Genomic DNA, 21542 nt, shown 5'->3' with positions numbered 1-21542 from the left:
CTAATTTGCTTTTTAGTTCCTCATAATTAGAATCTAGCAACTTATTCAAAAACGACCAGATCGAAAAATGGAAAACAATAACCAAACAAACATTAAAATGGCTACTATAAATCCAATTTCCACTGCAGGTACATTCCATAACAGGGAAGCTTGCCCGCCTAATGCGGACCCAATTATAAGACCAACCATGATAATGCTAAAGGATAGGAGAACAATACTAAAAGAGAGACGATTACTAATTCGATCCATCTTCTTCAAGAACATATCCAACTTTGGCATCGTCACTTCGATAGGAATATGTCCTTTTTTTGTTATTGATGTAAGCTGTTCGACATTTTGTGGAATGTTCGACATGGCTTTCCTAAAATCCTGCCACTGATCATACACTTGCTCTGCCATTTGCTTCGGATGGTAGCGTTGCTTTAACAACTCGCGACCAAATGGTTCGGCAACCTTTACGATACTTAATTCAGGATCAAGCTTTTCAATCATTCCTTCTAACGTCAGCAACGCTTTACCTACAAGCGTTAAGTTTGTTGGTATTTGGATCCGGTGAGCATGTGCAATTCGAAAGAGCTTATGAACAGCTTCACCTAAATGAATCTGACTAAATGGAACATCATAATACTCATCACGTAATTCTTCGACATCCGCTCGTAATTCTTCCATATCAATATGATCAGGAACAATCCCCATTTCAGTGATCGCTTTAATGACCCCATCCGTTCGTTGCCTCATCATTGCAATCATTAACGTTGCAAAATGCTGTTTCATCTCCGACGTTAGTCTCCCAACCATGCCAAAATCCATAAATGCCACAACATTATCATGCAACGCATAAATATTCCCTGGATGAGGGTCACCATGGAAGAATCCTTCTAGTAAGATTTGCTGTAAAATGGAACGTGTCACCCGTTCGGCTAATAGCTTTGTATCATAGCCATGCTCACGTAACGCCTCTAAGTGATTAAGTTTGACTCCTTCTACAAACTCCATCGTTAAAACCTTTTTCGTCGTATAATCCCAATAGACACATGGAATATGTACCGTATGATCACCTTCAAACTGTCGGGCAATGCGCTCTCCATTTCTCCCTTCACGTCGATAATCTAACTCAGCAATTAATGCTTGTGAAAATTCTTCCACAACCTCTTTTAAGCGATATTTCGCCGCCCACCCCAAACGATGATCAGCGATTTCAACAAGTTCGTGTAAGATTTCCAAATCCGTATGCACTAATTGATTAATATGAGGTCGCTGTACTTTAACGGCTACTCGTTCACCTGTATGTAAAAGCGCTTCATGAACTTGACCAATTGATGCAGAACCTAATGGCTCGGAATGAAACTCTCTAAATAACTCCGACATCGAACTTCCTAACTCAGATTCAATTATTTCGTATACTTCCTCTGATGAAAAAGGAGGTACCTCATCTTGAAGCTTCGTTAATTCGCGAATGATATCAGTCGGAATTAAGTCTGGCCTCGTACTAGCAAGCTGCCCCATCTTCACAAAAGTTGGACCAAGCTCTTCCAAAAATTTTCGAATTCGCTCTCCTGTAGAATGCGTACCTTCCTTTTTGTCTTTCATTGACAACCGTTTTGGCAATGAAACGAGATCATGAAGGCCTAAATCCTTTACGATGAAGCCAAATCCATTTCTTGAAAAGGCTGCAGCAATTTCTCGATAGCGTTTTAAATGCCTGACTCGTTTCTCAAAAATCAGAACCCCCTCCTTTCATCCACATTTCTATTATGCTCAACCCTGTGTATTTATCTTTTCTTCTAATTCCCGAATACGTTGCTCAAGCACTTTTACTTCAGCCTTTGTCGCCACATTTAAATCAGCCAAAACATGCTTAATTTTTTCCTGGAGTTTCGCATCTAACTCCCCTTTCGTCTCTTCAGCCTTCTTCCAGAGCTCATCCATATATTCCTTTGATTCCTGCTGACTCAATTCCCCTTTCTTCACTAATTCATCAACTGTTTTTTCGATTTGCTCCTTACTAGCAACAGCCAATCCAATTCCTAGTGCTAAACCTTTCTTTAATCGATCTCTCATAATAGTCCCTCCTACAAAATCAAGTGAATTTTTTCACAATATTAAAATGGATTGTTTAATTCTTTTACCCAATATTGCCTTCTTTCAAACCTTTTATTTACGTGATATGAAGAAAAAAGGCTACTAATAAATTGTTCACTCATTAGTAGCCTTTTTCATTATTGAGTTTGGGCAATTTGATCAAACCACATTTCATATTGCTCATCTTCTAATAGCCCAACCCGTCCTACTTCTTCTCCATTTTCAAAGTGAACAATAGTAGGTGTTGACGAAATGTCATACTCGGCCCAGCCAGACTCAAATTCAACAAGATTGTATAGCTTCATATCAATTCCCATTTCATCAGCCATCGGTACGATAACAGGAGATATCTCCACACATGCTGGGCAAGTCGGTTGATAAAAATAAATTGTCAGATTCTCCTCTGAATTTAATGACGCTTCAAGCTCTTCAGGAAGGATAATATTTTGATAGTTCGGATCATCCAATTGTTTCACCGTAGCAGGGTTCAAGCTTGATTTCCCAAATGGATTCCCTTCTACTTTTTGACTTGTTGAGAAATGGTTAACAATCGCTAATGCACCGAATAAAACAATGATGACGACAAAGAAAATAATAACTTTTTTCATTTTATTTAGATCTCCTTACTCGAATTAAAATCGTGATACTTATGACAAAAATTAAAATGAACGCAATAAGCGCTAAAAACGGAATCGTTACAAAACCAAACCAATTTATATACTGTGCTGAACAAGGCACTATACCGCATGAATCTAACTCATTCATTGAAGGAACTTTTTGTAGCACATACTGATACAATGCCACAAACATCCCTATTCCTGAAAACAAAGCTGAACACAGTGCTTGGTTCAAGTCTCTCTTAATAACAGCTACACCTAAAATAATGACCATAGGATACATTAAAATCCGTTGATACCAGCATAGATCACAAGGGATGTAACCGACAATTTCAGAGAAATATAAACTACCAGCTGTAGCGATCAATGAAATCCCCCATGCACAAAACAGAAGATTCTCACTACTTATCGATATCCTTTTCATCGTTCACCTCATCTATTATGGTAATCGTCAATCTATAGATATTACTATATCAAAATGACATGAAAAAAGAAAAGAAGTTTACTGCCGTTCACGAAATAAACATACTTGTGAAAAAATATTTCTTCTATAAACTCTTTTATTGAAACTGATTATCATTATTGATATAATGGGCATTGAGATGGTCACAATTAATGTAACTAATTAAATAGTAGTGGTCAGTCTAAATCATTTACAAGAATCTAGTTCGATCCATACAATAACCGCTGGGGAGGCAATACATATGTTTGTACAAGTTCGAAAATTAACGATAGCAGAAGGACACTCTCAAACGATCGTTGAGCAATTTAGAAAACCAGGAATAATTGAACAACAAGAAGGCTTCATTGACCTTAAAGTCATGGTCAAGAAAATAAGACGCGGCGAGGAAGAAGTGATGGTCCTCGTTCATTGGCAATCGGAAGAAGCTTGGAAAAACTGGGAAAAGAGCGATGCTCATATTGCTGGCCATAAAGCAAAAAAAGATCAACCAAAACCAGAATATATACTGGATGTTGAAGTTAATAAATATGAAATCAAAGCCGTAAAGACTTCCTCTAGTTAATCCCGCTACCTTAAATGTAGCTGCTTCCACTTATGTACAATCAAACAGATTCATATACAGACCGTCTGAATTTAAAAGCTATTTTAAGACAAAACAACGTAAAAAACACCTTTGAGAAATGACTCTCAAAGGTGTTTAATCGTTCTCCTTTATTTTTCTATTAACCTTTTTCTTCTTTGCCAAACAACAACTACTAATCCTATTACAAGTAATAGCATACCTGCTAATAAATAGTTATACAGACTTGAAAATGTACTTGGCAATGAACCTGATGTGTCATCATCTCCCTGTTTAGGAGGGGTCGTATCTTTTTCACTATCTTCTACTTCCTCTTCTTCACCACCAGAGCTTTGAGTATCTTCTAACTCAATGAAAACACCATAGGATGAGAAGTGAGGAACAGACAATGCGAGGACCTGATTAGTCTTATCTACGTCTCCTCCACGCTTCTGCCACTGTTCATCCTCTTCGTCGTAATAATAAATCGCTACTTCTTCACTATCGGTGCTCTCTTCATAGCCCATTGTTAGTGTGTAGTGCTCCGTAGTCTCAGTGGCGCCCTCTTCAAATTCAAAGATAAATGAGAAAATATCTCCTACAAGAGCTAATCCTTCATAGTTTGTCTCTTCTACGTCTTTTTCTAAAATCGTTAACATCGTACCAGTTGGTAAATCAACTGGCATTGTAAGTGTGACTTTACTGCCTTCAACTGTATACGTCTCCCCAGCCACAACACTGGTTTTTTGACCTATTTTTAATTCTAAATCCTTTTCATCATCTCCAGGACTATCTTCGTCGTCTGGTTTGTCTCCATCTCCAGGCTTATCCCCTTCATCCGGCTTGTCCCCATTTCCAGGCTTATCTCCGTTGTCATGAGAGTAAGTCCAAGATAATGAGTCGATCCTTAGATCTGCTTCATGAAACACGACATACAGGTCATGTATACCTGATATACTTTCAGAAACATCCGATGTGACATCGACATATCCTAACTCCACGACCTCAACTTCCGTATTTTCAGCTGTATAAGATACAGGATCTGTCATTGGTACATCCATTCTCGCAATTTCCTCACCGTTTTGCGAACCCGCATGTAACGTTATGGAACCACTATTTACATTCGAAGCAACACTTGCTGTCACTTCTTCAATTTGTGCCAAATCAACGTTTGGAATCGCCACCCAAGACCCTTCCTGTTTAGACCGTACAGCATGATAGCTACCTACGACTTTATTCTCCTTTAAATGCTTAGCTGTACGATCTTTTGATACTTCATGGTAAATAACTTCGTGTGCAGCAAAAGAATGATCAAATACGTTAAAATGATCTGCACCTAGAGTGGCTACTGAGTCTCCTTCAACTTGTACAGTTTGAGAGTCTTTTATGCTTTCTGAGGACTGACCAACCATTAATGTATATGAGCCTTTTTCCACAATAAAGTCGCCAATATTCACATCCCAAATAGCAAAATCTTTAGGATCTATCGTTAACGTCACTTGTGCTGTCTCACCAGGAGTTACTTCAACTTTTTCAAAAGCGACAAGCTGCTTTTGAGGTGCATAGTCACCATAAGCTGACTCATTATTTTTAATGTAAAGCTGAATCACCTCTGACGTTTTCACATCACCTGTATTTCGAACATTTACCGTTACATCGAATGGCTCTTCCCCACTCACTTGAGAGGGAACAGCAAAGTTACTATATTCAAACTCACTGTATGAGAGACCATAGCCAAACTCATATGTTAAAGGAGCATCCGTATACATATATGTTAGCTTTGATTCAATCGGATCAGCATTTGTCATATCAATCGAATACCGTGGATCAATTGTACTTAATGAATCGGTCGTATTCCCTTCAGGTATTGAATATTGGTTTAACTCTGGAAAAGAAGACATATCCTTATACCAAGTAGAGGCCAATCGTCCAGTCGGAGCGTAATCACCGTACAAAACATCCGCTAGAGCATAGGCATCATATTGCCCTCCATAAGGCTGATAGACAATTGCTGATACATTTGGATTATTCTGAATCTCATCCATATTAACAGGGAAGCTTGAATTCACAACAACAATCGTTTCTTTCCCTTCATCAGCAAATGCTGCAGACACTTTTTCAACTAACTCATAATCTACGTGCCCCATATTAAGAGTTGAGCGATCATAACCTTCTCCCGCACTATGGCGCGGAATCGCTCCTATGAAGACAATCGCATAATCATCTTCTGTTGCACGATCGACTGCTTTTTCTCCCGTTTCTTGTACAATTGTTTTTTCAAACTTAACGTTATCTCCTCGATTTGTAGCGTTTTCAGTATGACCTAATGTTTCAGATGCAACTAGAGTTTGATCATCAGATGTTGTAACAAAACGTCCATTTGCATAATACCAATTTGTGAAATCTCCCCCAAATCCTGTACGATAACCATTTGCAATCATTGAGAAAGTTTGATCATCATTTTCTTCAAGACGTAACCTAGGTGGAATGACACTCGTGTCCCCATCCATCTCAGCTAAATCCCAGTCATTATTAGTTAAATTAAGAAGTGTTCCATCTGTATTTTCTACAGCTTGTCCACTCTCATTTGGAGACGTCACCCAACGTCCATTAACTAATGACTGTAAACTGTACCCATCCTGTCCCCAATCATATAATTCAAATAAATGAGCATCTCCATCTTCATCTAGTTCTTCTTTTGTAATAAGCCCTCCGCCTTCAGAAAGGTCTTCTATATTCTCATCAACCATAACGTTCTGTCCATTTAAAGCCGAAGTGAAGCTTATAATAGGTGCTCCAGTCTCAAAAGATACTTGATCTCTACCTATTCTATTTATAATAGATAGCAATGGGGATTGACCAGAATGTTCAATTTCCGGAGTATGATTTACAGAATATGTCGTTTTAAACCTAGCATCTGCATAAACTCCAGAAACAGCTGCGTTGTCCTCTTTACTTAGTGGCAGAACACCGTCATTTTTCAATAATACAATACTTTCTCGTGCGGCTTTCAAAGCAACTTCTTGATGATAGGAATCATGATAATCAGAGATTGAATCTGAAACATCCTTAGCATCAGAAGCAAATGGATAATATTTTGGAATCCCGTTCTCATCTACTTCATTAAAAACGCCTACACGAACAAGCTGATTCATATGCGATCGCGCAGCTTCAATTAAATCCTCTTCTGTAAGTCCATATAACCCTTCTTCAACAGCATCAACAAGAGCAAGAACATCTTCCAAACCAGCTTCAACACTAGGACCAGGTCGACCTGCATTAGCTTGGGCTAATATAATGAGAGCGTTCCCATGTTTGCGATCAATTGCATATTTCGTATCATATCCATTCCCCATTGACCCTTCTCCAAATATATGAGCATCTCCATTGAAATCTGGTGAGCTATACATCCCATATTTTGCATAACTGTTCGCATGGATTTGATAAGGAGACAGTATATTCGGAATACCGTTCGTTCTTCCGAATGAAGTCATTGCACCTGAAATCGCACCTGAGCTAAGCGCTTTCAAAGGACTACGTGTTTGATATTCGAATATAGACCGTGCGCTCGCACTATTATTAGCAGTTTGTCGAAACCATTGCGCATTGTACACTGAGAAGTGCTTAGTCCCTACTGCTGCTCGCATCCAAAAGCCATCGTCACTTTCAGATAAGTCCGTTCCACCAAGACCAGCAGCCATATGATCGACCATCGCGGCTGCCATATAAGCATCTTCAGAAAACCCTTCATCAAAGCGGCCACTTAAAGGATTAATCGTCATATCACTCACGACGGTAAAGGCTACTGTCGGAGAAGCTTCCTCTCCACCATGAATATTTGACTTTCCTTGTTCAACCTTAAGAGTACTAATCTTTTCATTACCAATAACCTGCCCGATATCAGCTAATAAATCCTTATTCCATGTTTGTCCCATCGAAACAAGTGCGGGGAAGTCCGTTGAGACGCCTTGAACATTATCAGCAGCTGATAATGCACCAGGAATAACATTTCCAGCATTTTCACCACGCTGTAATGTATAATGATTTCGAGAACCTGTTGCATAGACAGCCGGTCCTTCAAGACCCGTATAATCAAAATAAGCATCTACAAACTCATCTAGATGATCTGGATTCCCATCAAATAGTGGCATCCCGTCAAAAACACCACCGTCTTGCGTTTTAAACGTAACGCCTCCCTCCTCGCTCGTAACAGCATGAGCAGCTGTTCCAAAGTCAAACGTCACTAATGCTATGACCAGTAGTAAAATGACACCATTCCTCATCCGTTTCTTTGCTCGTTGCATGAATTTCTCCCCTTTTTTAGTCATAGAATCTTATCGACTAACAACATTTCAGAGAATACACAAGCTGTTATTCTTTGATGTTTTCTTCTATATAAATGAATCACTCCTTTTCTTTTTCTCTGTGAAGCCTATGTATGATCTCACTTAAAATAGTAAACGCTTTCACTAATACTTGTAACCGCTTCATTTTCAATATTGATGTCTGATATTTTTTGTTTTTACAATAAATAGATTTTCTAACGCATATTCAAAAAACACCAAAAAAGTTAAAATCAAACTTTACCTTAAAACCAGATCTTTTTGAACAACCTTTTCTACAAAGTTAAGAATCCCCTAAAAGACTTTTATCCTTTAGGAGATTACCAATTATAGTTCATATTTTCTTATTAAATAAGTTGGCGTGCAGCTCCACGCATGACAGTAGCTATTAATCAAATGACTACCATATGGTGAGAACGTTTTATCATTAGGATTATACAGCTCCCAAAACGTATCTGCCCCATCTTCTAACATACCGCCCCAATACGCTTTTAATGTCTTGATCGCTTCTGTATTCATTCCGACTTTTAATAACGCTTCAACGAAATGATGGTACATATAGGGAGTGTTCATCGTTACAGGTGGCTTTTCGGTAATGACACGCTCCATTAATGCTCTACCTTCATCTTGCTTCAATACTCCAGCCAAAACCATCCACACTTGGGCTGCCCATGAGACTTGCTTATTCTTTCCACTAACAAAAAATTGCTTCGTTTCATCCCATAAATGAGCTTTTGTCGCTTTTTCAACATCAGCTAATTGTTTTTCTAAAAAGGCTAGTTCACATGCTCCAACTATTTGAGCCAAAGCAATTCCTTTCCGTAAAGCATAGATTAAAACTGCTTGAGAAGGTGCTTGTTTGTTCAATTTGTCATTCCAATCGATAAACGACCACCACGTTTCATCGTCTTGAACAATGTGGCGTTCATCTAATCTTGCTAACCCTAATTCTAACTGACGGTAAGCAGTTGGCCATAGCTCCTTTAACGTCTCTTCGTCTTTCGTCTCTTCATAATAATCATGTAGTGTTGTCGTAAAGAAAAGCGAATAATCATATAAATACGTATCATCTGCTATTAATGATGGCTGAATAAAAACATTAGCAGCTACTTGTCCTTTATCATTCGGTACAGCTGCAAATAAATATAAGCATCGTTTAACGAGGTCATTGGTTGCAAAGGTATTATAATTCGCTAACGCCTGCAAGCGTAGATCTCCTAGCCAAAGACGTCGATCTCGCTTCGGTCCATCTTCAAATATCTCCTGCATACAATCCTTCAATGTCTTTATACTCACTTGATCAATTTCCGCCAACACCGAATCTTCATGGGTATAACTGTAAACATCGGATAACTGTGCAGAACTAACAGCATCGCAATACGTATCGTCAATAATAACACGGTACTTCGGTGATGTATCAATGATATCAATTTTTACATATCGGAAGCTATATCGCCTCGTTAATGCAAGAATGTGTGGAAGAACATCGACATATACACTTTCCTCCTGTAACCATGAGCTACTTAACCAGCCATCATAGGATGAAAAGGGCTCTGCTACTTCAACAGGCATTTCACCAAAGGTTAGCTTCACATGAAGAGGAGCATCTGGTGGGCTGCCAGCTGATTTCAATTTAAGTGTGACATAACCAACCTCATGATCACCAAAATCAACGATGACAGAATCTCCTTTTCCAAACTCTATTTCTTGTAAATCCGACACCTCTCTAACTTGTTCTGTACGCCAGCCATGGATCACTTTCGAATCTTCCACTATCTCCACGATTTGTTTCGGTCTTATTCTCTCTTTATAAATAGTCGGTATAAGAGAATTTGCCTTTTTTGCAAAAGCATCATTAAACACAACTGTCTGTTGCTCTACCTTTTGAATATTCAATTTATTTACCTCCTTCAATCCATTCGTTATTAGCCTTTCACCGCTCCACTAGTTAGACCCTTCATAATCTTCTGGTTTAGGAACAAATAAATGAACAAAATCGGGATAACCGCAAGTGAAATCGATGCAAATGTCGGTCCCCACTGTCTTGAACCATACTGACCCGTAAAAGCAAGTAAACCAGTTTGAATCGTTCTAAGTTCAGAATCGTTAATAAATGTCATCGCGAAAATTAAATCATTCCAAACGAAAAAAAATTGAACAAGCGCAACCGTTACAATCGCGTTCATGAGCATAGGTGTCGCAATTTTGAAAAAGACTTGATAGATCGTGGCGCCATCGACGACCGCCGCCTCAATCAATTCATTTGGAATCGATTTAAAAAAGCCTGTAAACAGAAAGATCGTTAACGGTAATCCAAAGGCAATATACGTAATAATTAACGACCAATGTGTATTTAATAGCCCCACATTAAAGTAGATCGAAAACAATGGTAGGATGACGATTTGAACGGGAACCATTATTCCTGCCAAAAACAATAACATGACTGTGCTACTTAGCTTCCATTTCATCTTTTCAATCGCAAATGCTGTTGATGCCCCTAACAAAATGATAAACGCTAACGCAGGAAATGTGACGAGAATACTATTTTGAAAATAGGTTCCCATATTTCCAACTGTCCATGCATCAATATAGTTTTGAATATGCAATGTTTCTGGCAAAGCATACATTGGATTTAAATTGAATTCCGTTGGCCCTTTCACTGAGGACATTAACAACCAAGCAATTGGATATATCTGTATTATCACTACGATAAAAAGAAGTATTTTCATCGTATAAGAACTAAAAAGTGCCTTCACATTTCCATTTTTCTTACTCACTATGAATCCCTCCACTTAACACATTTTATGACTGACCTTCTTATACATCCTTACGTGCTAGTCGATACACTAACAGCGTCACTCCTAAACAGAACAGTAGAAGGAATACAGCAATCGTACTTCCATAGCCATATTGATTGTAGCTAAAAGCTGTATTGTACATGTACAACGTAAGCATTTGGGTACTATTCCCTGGGCCTCCATTGGTCAAGGCAACGACACTTTCGAACACTTTCAATGTACCATTTAAACTAAAAATAATCCCTGAAATTAAAATAGGTCGAATTAATGGCAGAACGACTTTTCCGATAAGTGTAAAGCCTGATGCACCATCGAGCTTTGCTGCTTCTAGTACGTCTTCGGGTACATCAATTAAGCCCGCATAGAAGATAACAGCGTAGAAGCCAACCGCTCTCCAAATATCCATGAGAACTATGACCCAAAAAGCCGTTTCCCCTTGTCCTAACCAAGCCTGTACGAGCATGTCTAAATGTAACGCATCGAAAATACTATTCACTAGCCCAAATTGCGGGGCAATTTCGAACAGCTTCGTGAAAAGCTGTGCAACCGCTACAGCCGGAATAATCATCGGAAAAAAAATAAGCGTACGAAATAAAGATGAAAAACGCTTAATATAAAAAACAAAAATCAATCCAAACAGTAATCCAAATACAATTTGGCCAGATGTAACAAAAAAGGCATAGCGAACGCTTAACCATAAGCTGTTCCAAAATGTTTGATCACGAAAGATTTCTACATAATTTGTGATTCCTACGAACTCAAACCCTCTAATCGGTGAACCTTCAAAAAAGGAATAACCAATTGACCAAGCAATCGGAACAAATAAAACAACTAAATAGATTAATAGTGCAGGACCAACAAAAGCCAATATCGCTTTGCGATCTCGTAAAACCGTATTCATAGACTCACGTCCTTGTCTGAAAGTTGATAAATTCATTAAGGTTATAACGTACAACCATTAACTCAAGGTCACTGCAAAAAGATTCGCTTTTTCTTTTTGTAGTGACCTCCAGCTATTAAAAGGCTTTTAAAAAATGTTAAGATGGCTCCGTTTGCTACAAGTTGAATTGCCTCTATTAGTTTATTTTTACAGCCTACTATGTACCGTACGTTCATAGTAGGCTGTAAACAATCAAGGTTTCATTGTAATTTATACAAACAGTCTATTTATTGAAGTGCTTCCATGTAATCTTGTGCTGACATATCACCATTTATTAACAATTGAGCATTTTGCTCAGCGGCATCCTTCGTTCTCGTGTCCATATTTGCCTCAAACCAAAGTGCGCCATCCTCAATTTCTTCAATAATTTCAAGCACCATTTGCGTTAATGGTTCAACATCTGCTGGCATTTCCTCAACATTGAATCCAGTAATCATTCCATGGTTTGCCAACGCACGATCACCAAAATTAGCGAATGTATATTCTAACCAATCAGCTACTTGCTCATCATATTTGTCTTTTGCAATCGAAATAGTCATACCTGAGTTCATCGAATATTCATCTAACGTTCCTACTCCACCTTCAACAAGTGGAATATTGAAGAACCCAATGTTATCTGTTCCAATTAAGTTCACATCTTCATTGTTAAACTGTCCAAGAGCCCAGCTTCCCATATAATACATGGCCGCATTTCCTTGTAAGAAAATATCAGAAGCTGTATCATAGTCAATTGTGTTCACACCTTGGCCGAAGTAACCACGATCACTCATTTCTTGAACGACTTCAGCCGCTTCAACAAAGCCATCATCGGTAATATCTAATTCTCCATTAGCCACTCGATCCATCGCATCAACACCATACGTACGAATAACATAACCATTAATAAGACGAGTAATTGGCCATCTTTCTTGACCTGCAACTGCAAATGGCTGAACACCATTTTCTAGCAATACATCACTAATCTCCATTAACTCATCCCATGTAGCCGGTATTTCTAAGCCATGCTCGTCAAAAATTTCTTGGTTGAACCAAAAACCTTCGATGTTTAATTCAACTGGAATCGCATACAATCCACGATCTCCACTAAGACGGTTTAATAGCTCTACTACACCAGTGTTCAATTGATCATAAATTCCGATATTAGTAAACGCTTCCTCAACATTTTGAACATAATCTTGATCAATTAAATCATGTAACGGTACACCTGATTCATATTTAAATAGCTCAGGTAAGTCATTACTTGATGTTAATAATTGAATACGTTGAATAATTTCCGTTTGCTCAAGGACGGATACTTCTAATTCAAGCTGAGCGTCCTGCCCCTCACGATATTCGTCAAACAATTCACGAATCACTTGCGTATCTCGTTCTGTATCATGATTCTCTGTTAACAATTGAAAGGTCCGATCCCCTACTGCGTCTATTGAACCGTTTTCATTTGTATCACCATCGTTTCCATCATTCGAATCATTGCCTCCACAAGCTGCAATGAAAACGAATACAACTACTATCATAAAACCTAAACCAAGCTTTTTCATTTTCATCATATTTCCCCCTACTCGTTTTATAATTTATGTGGATCTCACTGCCACACTTTTATTGTAAGCAGTTACAATCTATTTCTTAAGTGCTACAAAATTATGATTAATGTCTTATTTTTTTAGGCAACCTAAAAAAGGAGACTCTCTCTAAATCCTCTTTCATCTTCCTTGATTAGACTACTATGAAGGCTATACATTCTGAATATGATATAAAGCTTACAACATCAGCACTTCCTCTATCATTATTTATTGAATATGTTCTTTGAATCAAATAAAAAGATTGTGATTCAATCCCTTTCTATAGTAGACTAGCTCATAATTCATAAAAGATTACGTCTATACAAAAAGGAAGGATCCAGCATGAATGTACGAGCATTTCTCAAAAAAATACACTTTAAAAAAATGAGAACACGTCTGCTAACAGCATTTATCGTTTTATCAATTGCTCCAATTTCTGTATTAGGTATTATTTCCTATGAGCTATCGAAAAATGCTTTATTAAACAACCATATTCAAAGTAACGAACAACATTTAAGTACAGCAAGTTCAACGGCCGATTTATTATTTCAAAATATTATTAACCTTGAAAGAAGGATTCTTTCAAACGAAGGACTACGAAGAGAACTAATTGAAAGCGGTTTAACAGAAAACCAATCAACGACTCTCGGAACACAAACTTATTTACGCTTACGAAATATTCTTTCTGACATTCTAATCGACCAACAATACATTGATTCCGTATGTATAATGGACATCCATTTTAGGACAATTTGTTATGGACGTTCTCCAGGTGAAACATTTTATGGGCAAAACCCTTTAGACCAGAGCTGGTATCAAGAGGCTATCGAAGCACGTGGATACGAATTATTTTTAAATCATGATGTTTTATCAAACCGTCAAGATGTATTTTCATCCATTAAGTTCTTACTCGATCCTGAAGATTTTAGTCTTGAGCCACTTGGTTTTCTGATAGTCAATGTGAAAAAAACTCTATTTGAAGGGGCCATTAACAACCAAAAATATGGGGGCTTTTTAGTCATTGATTCGACCGGTGAAGAAACCCGAACGGTCTATGATCCTAGTGATTACCTTAGCGACATAGAATTTGATGATGATCTAACGAAAACGTTTAACCATTTACGTAATGATGGATATATTATGACAAGCTATCAAAACCGAACAACCGGTTGGACGTTCGCTCAAATGATTGAGGAAAGCAAATTATTAAGAGAATCAAACCAAATTGGACTCATTACAATTGCAATAGCATCGTCCTTGAGTTTAACGGTATTTCTCATTTCTTTGCTCTATTCCTCACGCTTCATTCAACCAATCCAGCAAGTTCGTCAAAAAATTAATGAGTGGACAAAGCAATCCTCAACTGAAATCATTAAAAAGGAGAGCAATGATGACTTTGAAATAATTGGGGAGTCCTTTGATCGAATTACGACAGAAAATGAGCAATTAAATGAACAATTAATCCACTCACAGCTGAAGGAACGAGAAAGTGAATTACGTGCGTTACAAACTCAAATTAAGCCACATTTTCTCTATAACACACTTGATTCAATTTATTGGATGGCTGTTTTAGAGAATCATGACAAAATTGCAAAAATTTCCGTTGCTCTTTCAGAAAGCTTTCGCCTTGTTTTAAATAATGGTCGCGATTTAATTCCATTAAGGCAAGAGCTTGAGCATATTAAGCATTATATGACAATTCAAAATTTACGCTTTGATGACCGCTTTACTTATATTGATGATGTTGATCATGAGCTTTGTGAATTAGAAATATTAAAGCTTACTCTACAGCCACTCGTTGAAAACGCAATTTATCACGGACTAGAACCAAAACAAGGACCCGGAATGATTACAGTAAGAGGGAAAAAGCTCCCTACTCATATTGAGCTCATTGTTGAGGATAACGGTGTCGGTATCGCTAACCTAGAGGAAACAGAAAAAGGGTATGGACTTAATAACGTACGTGAACGACTCCAGTTATTTTATGGAAAAAATGCGTCTTTGACCATTACTAGTGAAGTCAATCAAGGTACAAAAATCGCCATTAATATTCCAAACGAAAAGGAGTAATGAATGATGTTAAAAGCAGTCGTATGTGATGATGAATATATTGTTTTACAAGGATTAAAAAAAATGATTGATTGGGAAAAATACAACATCGAGCTTATTGGGATGGCACATGATGGCATAGAAGCTCTGTCTCTCATCCAAGCGACACAGCCAGATATTGTTTTCACTGACATTAGGATGCCTGGAATGGACGGACTTCGATTAATAGAGAAAATTACAGAGCAATTTCCAACGGTTATTTGTATTGTTTTTAGTGGATTTACCGAATTTACATATTTAAAGCAAGCGATCAAGCTCGGGGTTATTGATTATATAGAAAAGCCAGTAACGATCGAGAAAATTGAAGATGCGATCACCCGCACGATGAAACGATATAACGAACAAAGAGAGTTGAAACAATTAAAGGTCGAGCAGCTCGAAACACATGAGGAAAGACTAAAAAAGCAAACACTTGACCTTCTTCATGGACAACGGCCAGCTACCAATAACTGGACGCGCTTACTACCTTTTTCGATAGAAGACGTAATAGGAATGCTCGTACTAGCATACGATGGGAGCAGTCAACCCTTTCTCGAGGATGATCATTGCAAATATCTCATCTTAACAGAAGGGACAAGACAAATACTTGTTGTTTTTCTATACAGAGAAATGAATGCTAAGCTTTGGGACTCGCTCTTTTCCTGGGCTGAATCGATTGGTTTGACTGTCGGTTGTGGAAGTGTTGCCCCGACTCCAAGTGAACTATCAATAAGTTATGTACAAGCCGTTAAGGCACTCAAACACGGTCGTTATTTTAAAGAAACGGGTTTTATTCGATCAGAGGACATTGGTCAATATGATACACTTCCTGCTGACTTTTCTAAACAGGAAAAGAAACTCATTGATTGTTTTCGACGCGAGCAATTTGATATTTTCCTTCAAGAGCTTAACGATTATTTCAACACTCATCATTCAGCTATTCTTGACCCAGACGTATCAAAAGGCGCGTTCATTAAATTATACTACTATATTATCGACGAAACGAAAGCAATGCTAGGAGAGCTGTCGACAGCCAACCTGCATTTGCCTCATGTAGAAATACAACGTTTTGAAAGTATGGATGAATTAATTACGTGGTTAACTAGCCAATTTCATGAATTAATTGCACAAGCTCAAAAAATGAAAAAGCAAACCCGTCACAGTGCTATCGACACTGCCATCGCTCATATTAAACAGCACTTCGACAAAGATTTAACTTTGCAGCAAGTTGCCGAATTAGTTGACATGAATCCAACTTATTTTAGTTTTTTATTTAAAGAGGAAACAGGAGAATCGTATATTAAATACGTGACCAAACACCGTATCGAACGAGCAAAGGAGATGCTTATACAAGGTGAAACGGTTGCCGATGTGAGCGCAAGAGTAGGTTATCATACACCAAGACATTTCTCATCCGTTTTCAAAAAGCATACTGGTATTTCTCCAGGGAAATATAAAGAAAGCGAATAAAAAGTCACACTACCAAGGATAAGAGCATTGAAAAAGTCATAATTGACTTTCAATGCTCTTTTTTGATCATTTGATTTGAACATGCACGTAATTTATGCACAAATTTCATTGGCTTGTTACCACCTACTCAACTAATCGACTCGACTTTGATTTTTGTGATGTTTGTTCAATTCTCAAAGCCAACACCGGCTTCAACACAAAACCAATGATTAACGCTAACAGCCAGAATAAGTGTAATATCAAACTATTTTTCAAAACTAACAACGGAATGATTCCACCAACTGCCTCTCTTAATAAATTGATCGCATAAGAAAAAGGCATATACGGATGAATCGCTTGAAAAAATGGTGGTGCTACTTCAATCGGAAAAGTCCCTCCACCACTTGACAACTGCAATACAAGTAACACGATCGCTAACGCCTTTCCTATATTCCCAAGAATAGAAGCGAGCGTGTAGACGATCGTCATAAAAACAAGGGCAATAAACACTGAAAAAACGATAAGCCATACCGGATGTGCAGCATATATGCCTAGTAATAGCAAATTGCCTACGCTAACGATAATCCCCTGTAAGACAGCCACTAACAAAAAGAGAATCATCCTTCCTGCATAAATATCCCGTAACGAAAATTCGTTCCTACGATCAGCACCTTGTAGATTCGTCGTAATTAAGTTGGATAATAATAGAGCTCCTACCCATAAACTCAATGTCGTGTAAAATGGCACATTTGCTGAACCATAATTCGGAATTGAAAATAACTCCTCTTCTTCTAAAAATACAGGGCTAGCAAAAAACTCAGTTTCTTCATCTAAATCATTACGAAGCATCCTAATAATGTCATTAACATAACCATTCTCATCAATCTCTCGAATCTGATTAGCAACATCTGTTAATAACTGCTCTGTCTCTGGTAGCTGTTCACGACTGAATAAGGCTAACTTCCTCATCGCCTCTTCTACAGCTGGAATTTTCTCCTCTAACGTTTTGGTAAACGATGAATAGTTCTCTTCCACTTTCGGGGCTTCATAACGAATCCAGTTAGCAACTGACGTAACTTGTTGCTCTATATTCGGAAGCTCTTCCAGCCCAAAAGTACTTAACGCTTCAATCCGTTCGACAGCTACAGGGAGGTTGCTCTCAATTTGTTCGGTTAGATCATTCACTGTATCCTCAATCGACGGTAGCTTTTTGAGTAATTGCTCAAGCTTTTCCTCACTTGCTAGTGCCATATCTGAAGCAAGTGCAAATGCATCATGAATAGCATCCATTTGCTGCACAGATAAATCTTGTTCTATTTTTTCAAATGCTTCAAATAACCCTTCTTCATCTATTCGCTCCTGTATATCGGATGTCATGCTTTCAATTTGAATCGAAAGCTCTTGAATGTTTTGAACTTGCCCACTTGTTAGCCATTCTCCCTCTTCAACTTGAGCATTTGCTTCTTCAACTAACTCGTTCAATTGGTGAAGGGTTTCCCCCATTTGTTCATATCGCTCAACCATTTCTAAGAAACGTGGATCACCTGTCGTTTCATATAAAGTAGAATACATGTCCATTGTACGATCAATGGTTTGCTGGTGATAGGTTAATTCCCTCGAAAGAAAATCCAACATGTCGATTACATTCTCATTATTCTCTTCGGCTAACCAACTAGCCATCTCATTAATTGACTGTGCCGTCTGATTAATCAAGCGATTGTGCTGTTCAATCGTTTCAATTAATGGCCCTTCTAACTCTTTCCACGCTTGATAAAAGGATTCAATCGACTCCTCGAAATCAACTGACTTAGGCACGCGTTTTTCTATCTCGTCGATACTTTCTCTTGCTTCCTGTATAGCTAATAATACTTCCTCTACATACGCTTCCACATTCGAAAATGATTGATTCATCTCTGTAAGTTCCTCAACAGCTTTCTCAATTTCGGGAATGACTGCTTCTAAATCAACGATATGATCGGCAAGTTCATTCACACGAGGAAACTGCTCCTCTAAAAATAAAATATGATTTATTCCTTTATGAAATAATGAAAGTGAATCTTCTATTACTAAAATTGCTTCTTGCTCCTCGATTTGATACCAATTCTCATCTATTTCAATGATCCATTCACCTAACTCATTCACTTCTGGAAAGTGCTCCTCAATTTCATAGACAATGTTCTTTAATCGGCGAAAAGTAGGTAGCTCTTCTTCTAATCGAATCCCGAGCTTATCCAGTTCTTGAAACAATACTTTGGACGTCTCTTGAATGAACTGATCATTCATTTCATTGACAATCGTTGAAGCCCCTGTTGTAGTCATTTTGGGAGCAATCGCATTCACTTTTTCATTCACTTGATAATGAACCTTTGCTTGTCTCGGTTCACCTTCAACTATTTTGACTAGATCCTCTGAAAAGGTATCAGAGATGAAAATACTCGCATAATACTCACCATATTCCACCCCTCGCTCAGCCTCTGTCCTTGAAACAAACACCCAACCTAAATTTTCATTTGACTTAAGCGAATCAACTAGTTCCTCTCCAACATTAACATCTTTATTATAAATCGTTGTTCCTTGATCCTGATTAACAACAGCCACTTGAACTCCTTCTGTATTAGCATAAGGATCCCAAGCCGCACCTAGATTAAACCATGCATATAAGGAAGGTAAGATCGCCAACCCAATTAGTAATATTCCGACTAAAGGAACTCGTTGAATATTTTTAATATCTTGTTTAAAAATGTACCATGCATTTCTCATCATTCTCCCCCGAAACATTTTGACTATTATAGTTTTTTGGTCATTTATTAGCAAAAAAACGCCTAGTTTCATAGCGTCTTTTCTTGAATACGTGTGTACAATATCAGCCTCGCAACGAGTGAAGCCCTTGCTCAGCAAGTATGTTCATTTAGCCCTTTTCGTCATCTGGCTATATTTCATCATTTGGTAAGCGGAGCTAGTCCTTCCATAAAGTAAAAATTCATTAATTGAGCGACCTCTTCTTTTGATAATGAACCGTGACGTTCCTTCCAATCGCTTACAAGATTGATGTACATTTTAAACATTAAAAAGGCCGTCACTTTTGGATCACATTTTCGTAGCTGCCCTTGATCAATCGCTTTCTGAATACGTCCTTCAATATATTGACAAATATCATCCTCCATAGCTTGAAGAGCATCTCCAACTGCAGGCGTACCATACTCCCTCATTTCCTGAGAGAGCTTGACCGTTAGTTCATGCTTCTCGCGAAATTCAACAATTCCACTCAATGCAGCATTGAAATTGTCTACAAATGAGTCATCTGGATTAATCGACTTATTTGCAACCTCTCTCATTTCAAGAGCAAGATTCTCAATAATCTCCTTTAATAATTGTTCCTTTGTTGAAAAATACGTATAAATCGTCCCTTTCCCAACCTTGGCTATTTTAGCTACTTGATCCATCGTTGTCGCTTTATAACCAAAAAGAGTAAAAGACTTCGCCGCACCGTCTAAGATTAATTGTTTTTTATCACGCTGCATCTCATTCGTCCTCCGTTTTGACCAAAATACTATTTCAGTCATTTAGTCTATTATGAAGTTATCATACATCTACAATCGATGCAAGTATGCCCTTTACCATATATAAGTAATCATTTCTTTTTATTTACATATTGACACTCCTCTTGTATCAGTGTACTATTCTAATAGTTCACTAATACATATGTTTATATTACTAGTAGGAGGGATTTAAATGAGTGAGATTCTCACATTGAACAACGTCGATAAGACGATAAAAGGTAAAGCCATTATTAACAACTTAAGCTTCTCAGTTCAAGAAGGTGAAGTATTTGGATTGCTCGGTCCAAACGGTGCTGGTAAAACGACAACGATTCGAATGATTGTCGGGTTAATCAAAATGACAAAAGGTGACATTGCTATATGCGGACATAGCATAAAAACGAATTTTGAACAAGCCATTGAGCAAGTCGGAGCTATTGTCGAAAATCCTGAAATGTATAAGCATTTAACTGGCTATGAAAATTTGAAACAGTATGCACGTATGCATAAAGACGTTGATAAAAAGAGAATAGATGAAATGATTGAATTAATAGGATTAAAAGATCGCATCCATGACAAGGTCAAAACCTATTCATTAGGTATGCGTCAAAGACTTGGATTGGCTCAATGCTTACTACATCATCCAAAACTGCTCATCTTAGACGAACCAACAAATGGACTTGATCCAGCAGGCATTCGGGAAATTCGTGACCATTTACAGCATCTAACGAAGGAAAAAGGTATGAGTGTCATTGTTTCAAGCCACTTGCTTTCTGAAATGGAAATGATGTGTGATCGAATTGCGATCATTCAAAACGGAACATTAACCGATATTCAAGATGTTCGTAACTTTGTTAATGATGAAAAAAATGAATATATTTTTGAAACGAGCGCGATTGACAGCATTCAAGTGTGGCTAACGCAAGAGTGGAGTGTCACCTTAACAGAAACGGGCTTCTCAGTTATGACGACAAGAGAACATATTCCAACAATAATCAAAAAGCTTGTTGAGGAAAACATCTCAATTTATGAAGTGAAACAGCTTACGAAAACATTGGAAGATCGTTTTCTAGAAGTCACATCAGCTAACGGAGGTCAATAAAAA

General features: G+C 37.9%; 15 protein-coding genes. 4 read left to right on the top strand and 11 right to left on the bottom strand.

The genetic code is table 11. The features are described from left to right. Positions 1–45: 45 nt before the first annotated feature. The 4 genes from ACERJO_RS14585 to ACERJO_RS14570 form a co-directional block, all read right to left on the bottom strand. Positions 46–1722, bottom strand: coding sequence for an ABC1 kinase family protein (locus tag ACERJO_RS14585; protein WP_373647976.1), 1677 nt, complete (start codon positions 1720–1722; stop codon positions 46–48). A gap of 36 nt (positions 1723–1758) precedes the next feature. Further along, positions 1759–2061, bottom strand: a complete 303-nt coding sequence (locus ACERJO_RS14580) for a phasin family protein (protein ID WP_247106370.1) — start codon at positions 2059–2061, stop codon at positions 1759–1761. A gap of 158 nt (positions 2062–2219) precedes the next feature. Then, on the bottom strand, positions 2220–2690 hold the full coding sequence (locus ACERJO_RS14575; RefSeq protein WP_247106369.1) for a thioredoxin family protein: 471 nt from the start codon (positions 2688–2690) through the stop codon (positions 2220–2222). A 1-nt stretch (position 2691) separates the two neighbouring features. Then, on the bottom strand, positions 2692–3123 hold the full coding sequence (locus ACERJO_RS14570) for a disulfide oxidoreductase (protein WP_247106367.1): 432 nt from the start codon (positions 3121–3123) through the stop codon (positions 2692–2694). A gap of 280 nt (positions 3124–3403) precedes the next feature. Between ACERJO_RS14570 and ACERJO_RS14565 the strand changes: the two genes are divergently transcribed. After that, positions 3404–3724: an antibiotic biosynthesis monooxygenase gene (locus tag ACERJO_RS14565; RefSeq protein ID WP_373647957.1), complete on the top strand. Its 321-nt coding sequence runs from the start codon at positions 3404–3406 to the stop codon at positions 3722–3724. Between the two features lie 149 nt (positions 3725–3873). On the opposite strand, the gene ACERJO_RS14560 is transcribed toward ACERJO_RS14565, so the two are convergent. From ACERJO_RS14560 to ACERJO_RS14540, 5 genes are all read right to left on the bottom strand, one after another. Beyond that, complete coding sequence (locus ACERJO_RS14560; protein WP_373647956.1) at positions 3874–8025, bottom strand: glycoside hydrolase family 3 C-terminal domain-containing protein; 4152 nt, start codon at positions 8023–8025, stop codon at positions 3874–3876. 366 nt (positions 8026–8391) lie between these two features. Next, entirely contained in the window at positions 8392–9960 is a 1569-nt protein-coding gene (locus tag ACERJO_RS14555) for an alpha-L-rhamnosidase-related protein (protein WP_247106363.1), read from the bottom strand. Positions 9961–9989: 29 nt separating this feature from the next. After that, positions 9990–10841 carry a carbohydrate ABC transporter permease gene (locus ACERJO_RS14550; protein WP_247106361.1) on the bottom strand — a complete coding sequence of 284 codons (852 nt, stop codon included), beginning with the start codon at positions 10839–10841 and terminating at the stop codon, positions 9990–9992. A 40-nt stretch (positions 10842–10881) separates the two neighbouring features. Then, entirely contained in the window at positions 10882–11763 is an 882-nt protein-coding gene (locus ACERJO_RS14545) for a carbohydrate ABC transporter permease (RefSeq protein ID WP_247106359.1), read from the bottom strand. A gap of 266 nt (positions 11764–12029) precedes the next feature. Then, positions 12030–13346 (bottom strand): ABC transporter substrate-binding protein, encoded by a 1317-nt coding sequence (locus ACERJO_RS14540; protein WP_373647955.1) that lies wholly within the window; start codon positions 13344–13346, stop codon positions 12030–12032. 357 nt (positions 13347–13703) lie between these two features. On the opposite strand from ACERJO_RS14540, the gene ACERJO_RS14535 reads away from it, so the two are divergent. Both ACERJO_RS14535 and ACERJO_RS14530 read left to right on the top strand, forming a co-directional pair. After that, positions 13704–15431, top strand: a complete 1728-nt coding sequence (locus ACERJO_RS14535; protein WP_373647954.1) for a sensor histidine kinase — start codon at positions 13704–13706, stop codon at positions 15429–15431. Between the two features lie 3 nt (positions 15432–15434). Continuing rightward, positions 15435–16919 carry a response regulator gene (locus ACERJO_RS14530; RefSeq protein ID WP_247106355.1) on the top strand — a complete coding sequence of 495 codons (1485 nt, stop codon included), beginning with the start codon at positions 15435–15437 and terminating at the stop codon, positions 16917–16919. A 123-nt stretch (positions 16920–17042) separates the two neighbouring features. On the opposite strand, the gene ACERJO_RS14525 is transcribed toward ACERJO_RS14530, so the two are convergent. After that, positions 17043–19658 carry a YhgE/Pip family protein gene (locus ACERJO_RS14525; protein WP_373647953.1) on the bottom strand — a complete coding sequence of 872 codons (2616 nt, stop codon included), beginning with the start codon at positions 19656–19658 and terminating at the stop codon, positions 17043–17045. 179 nt (positions 19659–19837) lie between these two features. Then, complete coding sequence (locus tag ACERJO_RS14520) at positions 19838–20419, bottom strand: TetR/AcrR family transcriptional regulator (protein WP_247106352.1); 582 nt, start codon at positions 20417–20419, stop codon at positions 19838–19840. A gap of 211 nt (positions 20420–20630) precedes the next feature. Here ACERJO_RS14520 and ACERJO_RS14515 point away from each other — a divergent pair, with 211 nt between their 5' ends. After that, on the top strand, positions 20631–21539 hold the full coding sequence (locus ACERJO_RS14515; protein WP_247106351.1) for an ABC transporter ATP-binding protein: 909 nt from the start codon (positions 20631–20633) through the stop codon (positions 21537–21539). The last annotated feature ends 3 nt before the right edge of the window (positions 21540–21542 follow it).

Source organism: Halalkalibacter sp. AB-rgal2, from assembly GCF_041821005.1.
GTDB lineage: Bacteria > Bacillota > Bacilli > Bacillales > Bacillaceae_D > Halalkalibacter.
Note: the sequence above shows the minus strand (reverse complement) of the source record. Positions and strands in the feature narration are given on the sequence as shown.

What these genes read in the sequence shown, in the direction of transcription:
- ACERJO_RS14545 (WP_247106359.1), bottom strand. Translation starts at nt 11,763, where the DNA reads ATGAATACGGTTTTACGAGATCGCAAAGCGATATTGGCTTTTGTTGGT.
- ACERJO_RS14525 (WP_373647953.1), bottom strand. Translation starts at nt 19,658, where the DNA reads ATGAGAAATGCATGGTACATTTTTAAACAAGATATTAAAAATATTCAA.
- ACERJO_RS14520 (WP_247106352.1), bottom strand. Translation starts at nt 20,419, where the DNA reads ATGCAGCGTGATAAAAAACAATTAATCTTAGACGGTGCGGCGAAGTCT.
- ACERJO_RS14575 (WP_247106369.1), bottom strand. Translation starts at nt 2,690, where the DNA reads ATGAAAAAAGTTATTATTTTCTTTGTCGTCATCATTGTTTTATTCGGT.
- ACERJO_RS14530 (WP_247106355.1), top strand. Translation starts at nt 15,435, where the DNA reads ATGATGTTAAAAGCAGTCGTATGTGATGATGAATATATTGTTTTACAA.
- ACERJO_RS14580 (WP_247106370.1), bottom strand. Translation starts at nt 2,061, where the DNA reads ATGAGAGATCGATTAAAGAAAGGTTTAGCACTAGGAATTGGATTGGCT.
- ACERJO_RS14515 (WP_247106351.1), top strand. Translation starts at nt 20,631, where the DNA reads ATGAGTGAGATTCTCACATTGAACAACGTCGATAAGACGATAAAAGGT.
- ACERJO_RS14560 (WP_373647956.1), bottom strand. Translation starts at nt 8,025, where the DNA reads ATGCAACGAGCAAAGAAACGGATGAGGAATGGTGTCATTTTACTACTG.
- ACERJO_RS14535 (WP_373647954.1), top strand. Translation starts at nt 13,704, where the DNA reads ATGAATGTACGAGCATTTCTCAAAAAAATACACTTTAAAAAAATGAGA.
- ACERJO_RS14540 (WP_373647955.1), bottom strand. Translation starts at nt 13,346, where the DNA reads ATGAAAATGAAAAAGCTTGGTTTAGGTTTTATGATAGTAGTTGTATTC.
- ACERJO_RS14570 (WP_247106367.1), bottom strand. Translation starts at nt 3,123, where the DNA reads ATGAAAAGGATATCGATAAGTAGTGAGAATCTTCTGTTTTGTGCATGG.
- ACERJO_RS14565 (WP_373647957.1), top strand. Translation starts at nt 3,404, where the DNA reads ATGTTTGTACAAGTTCGAAAATTAACGATAGCAGAAGGACACTCTCAA.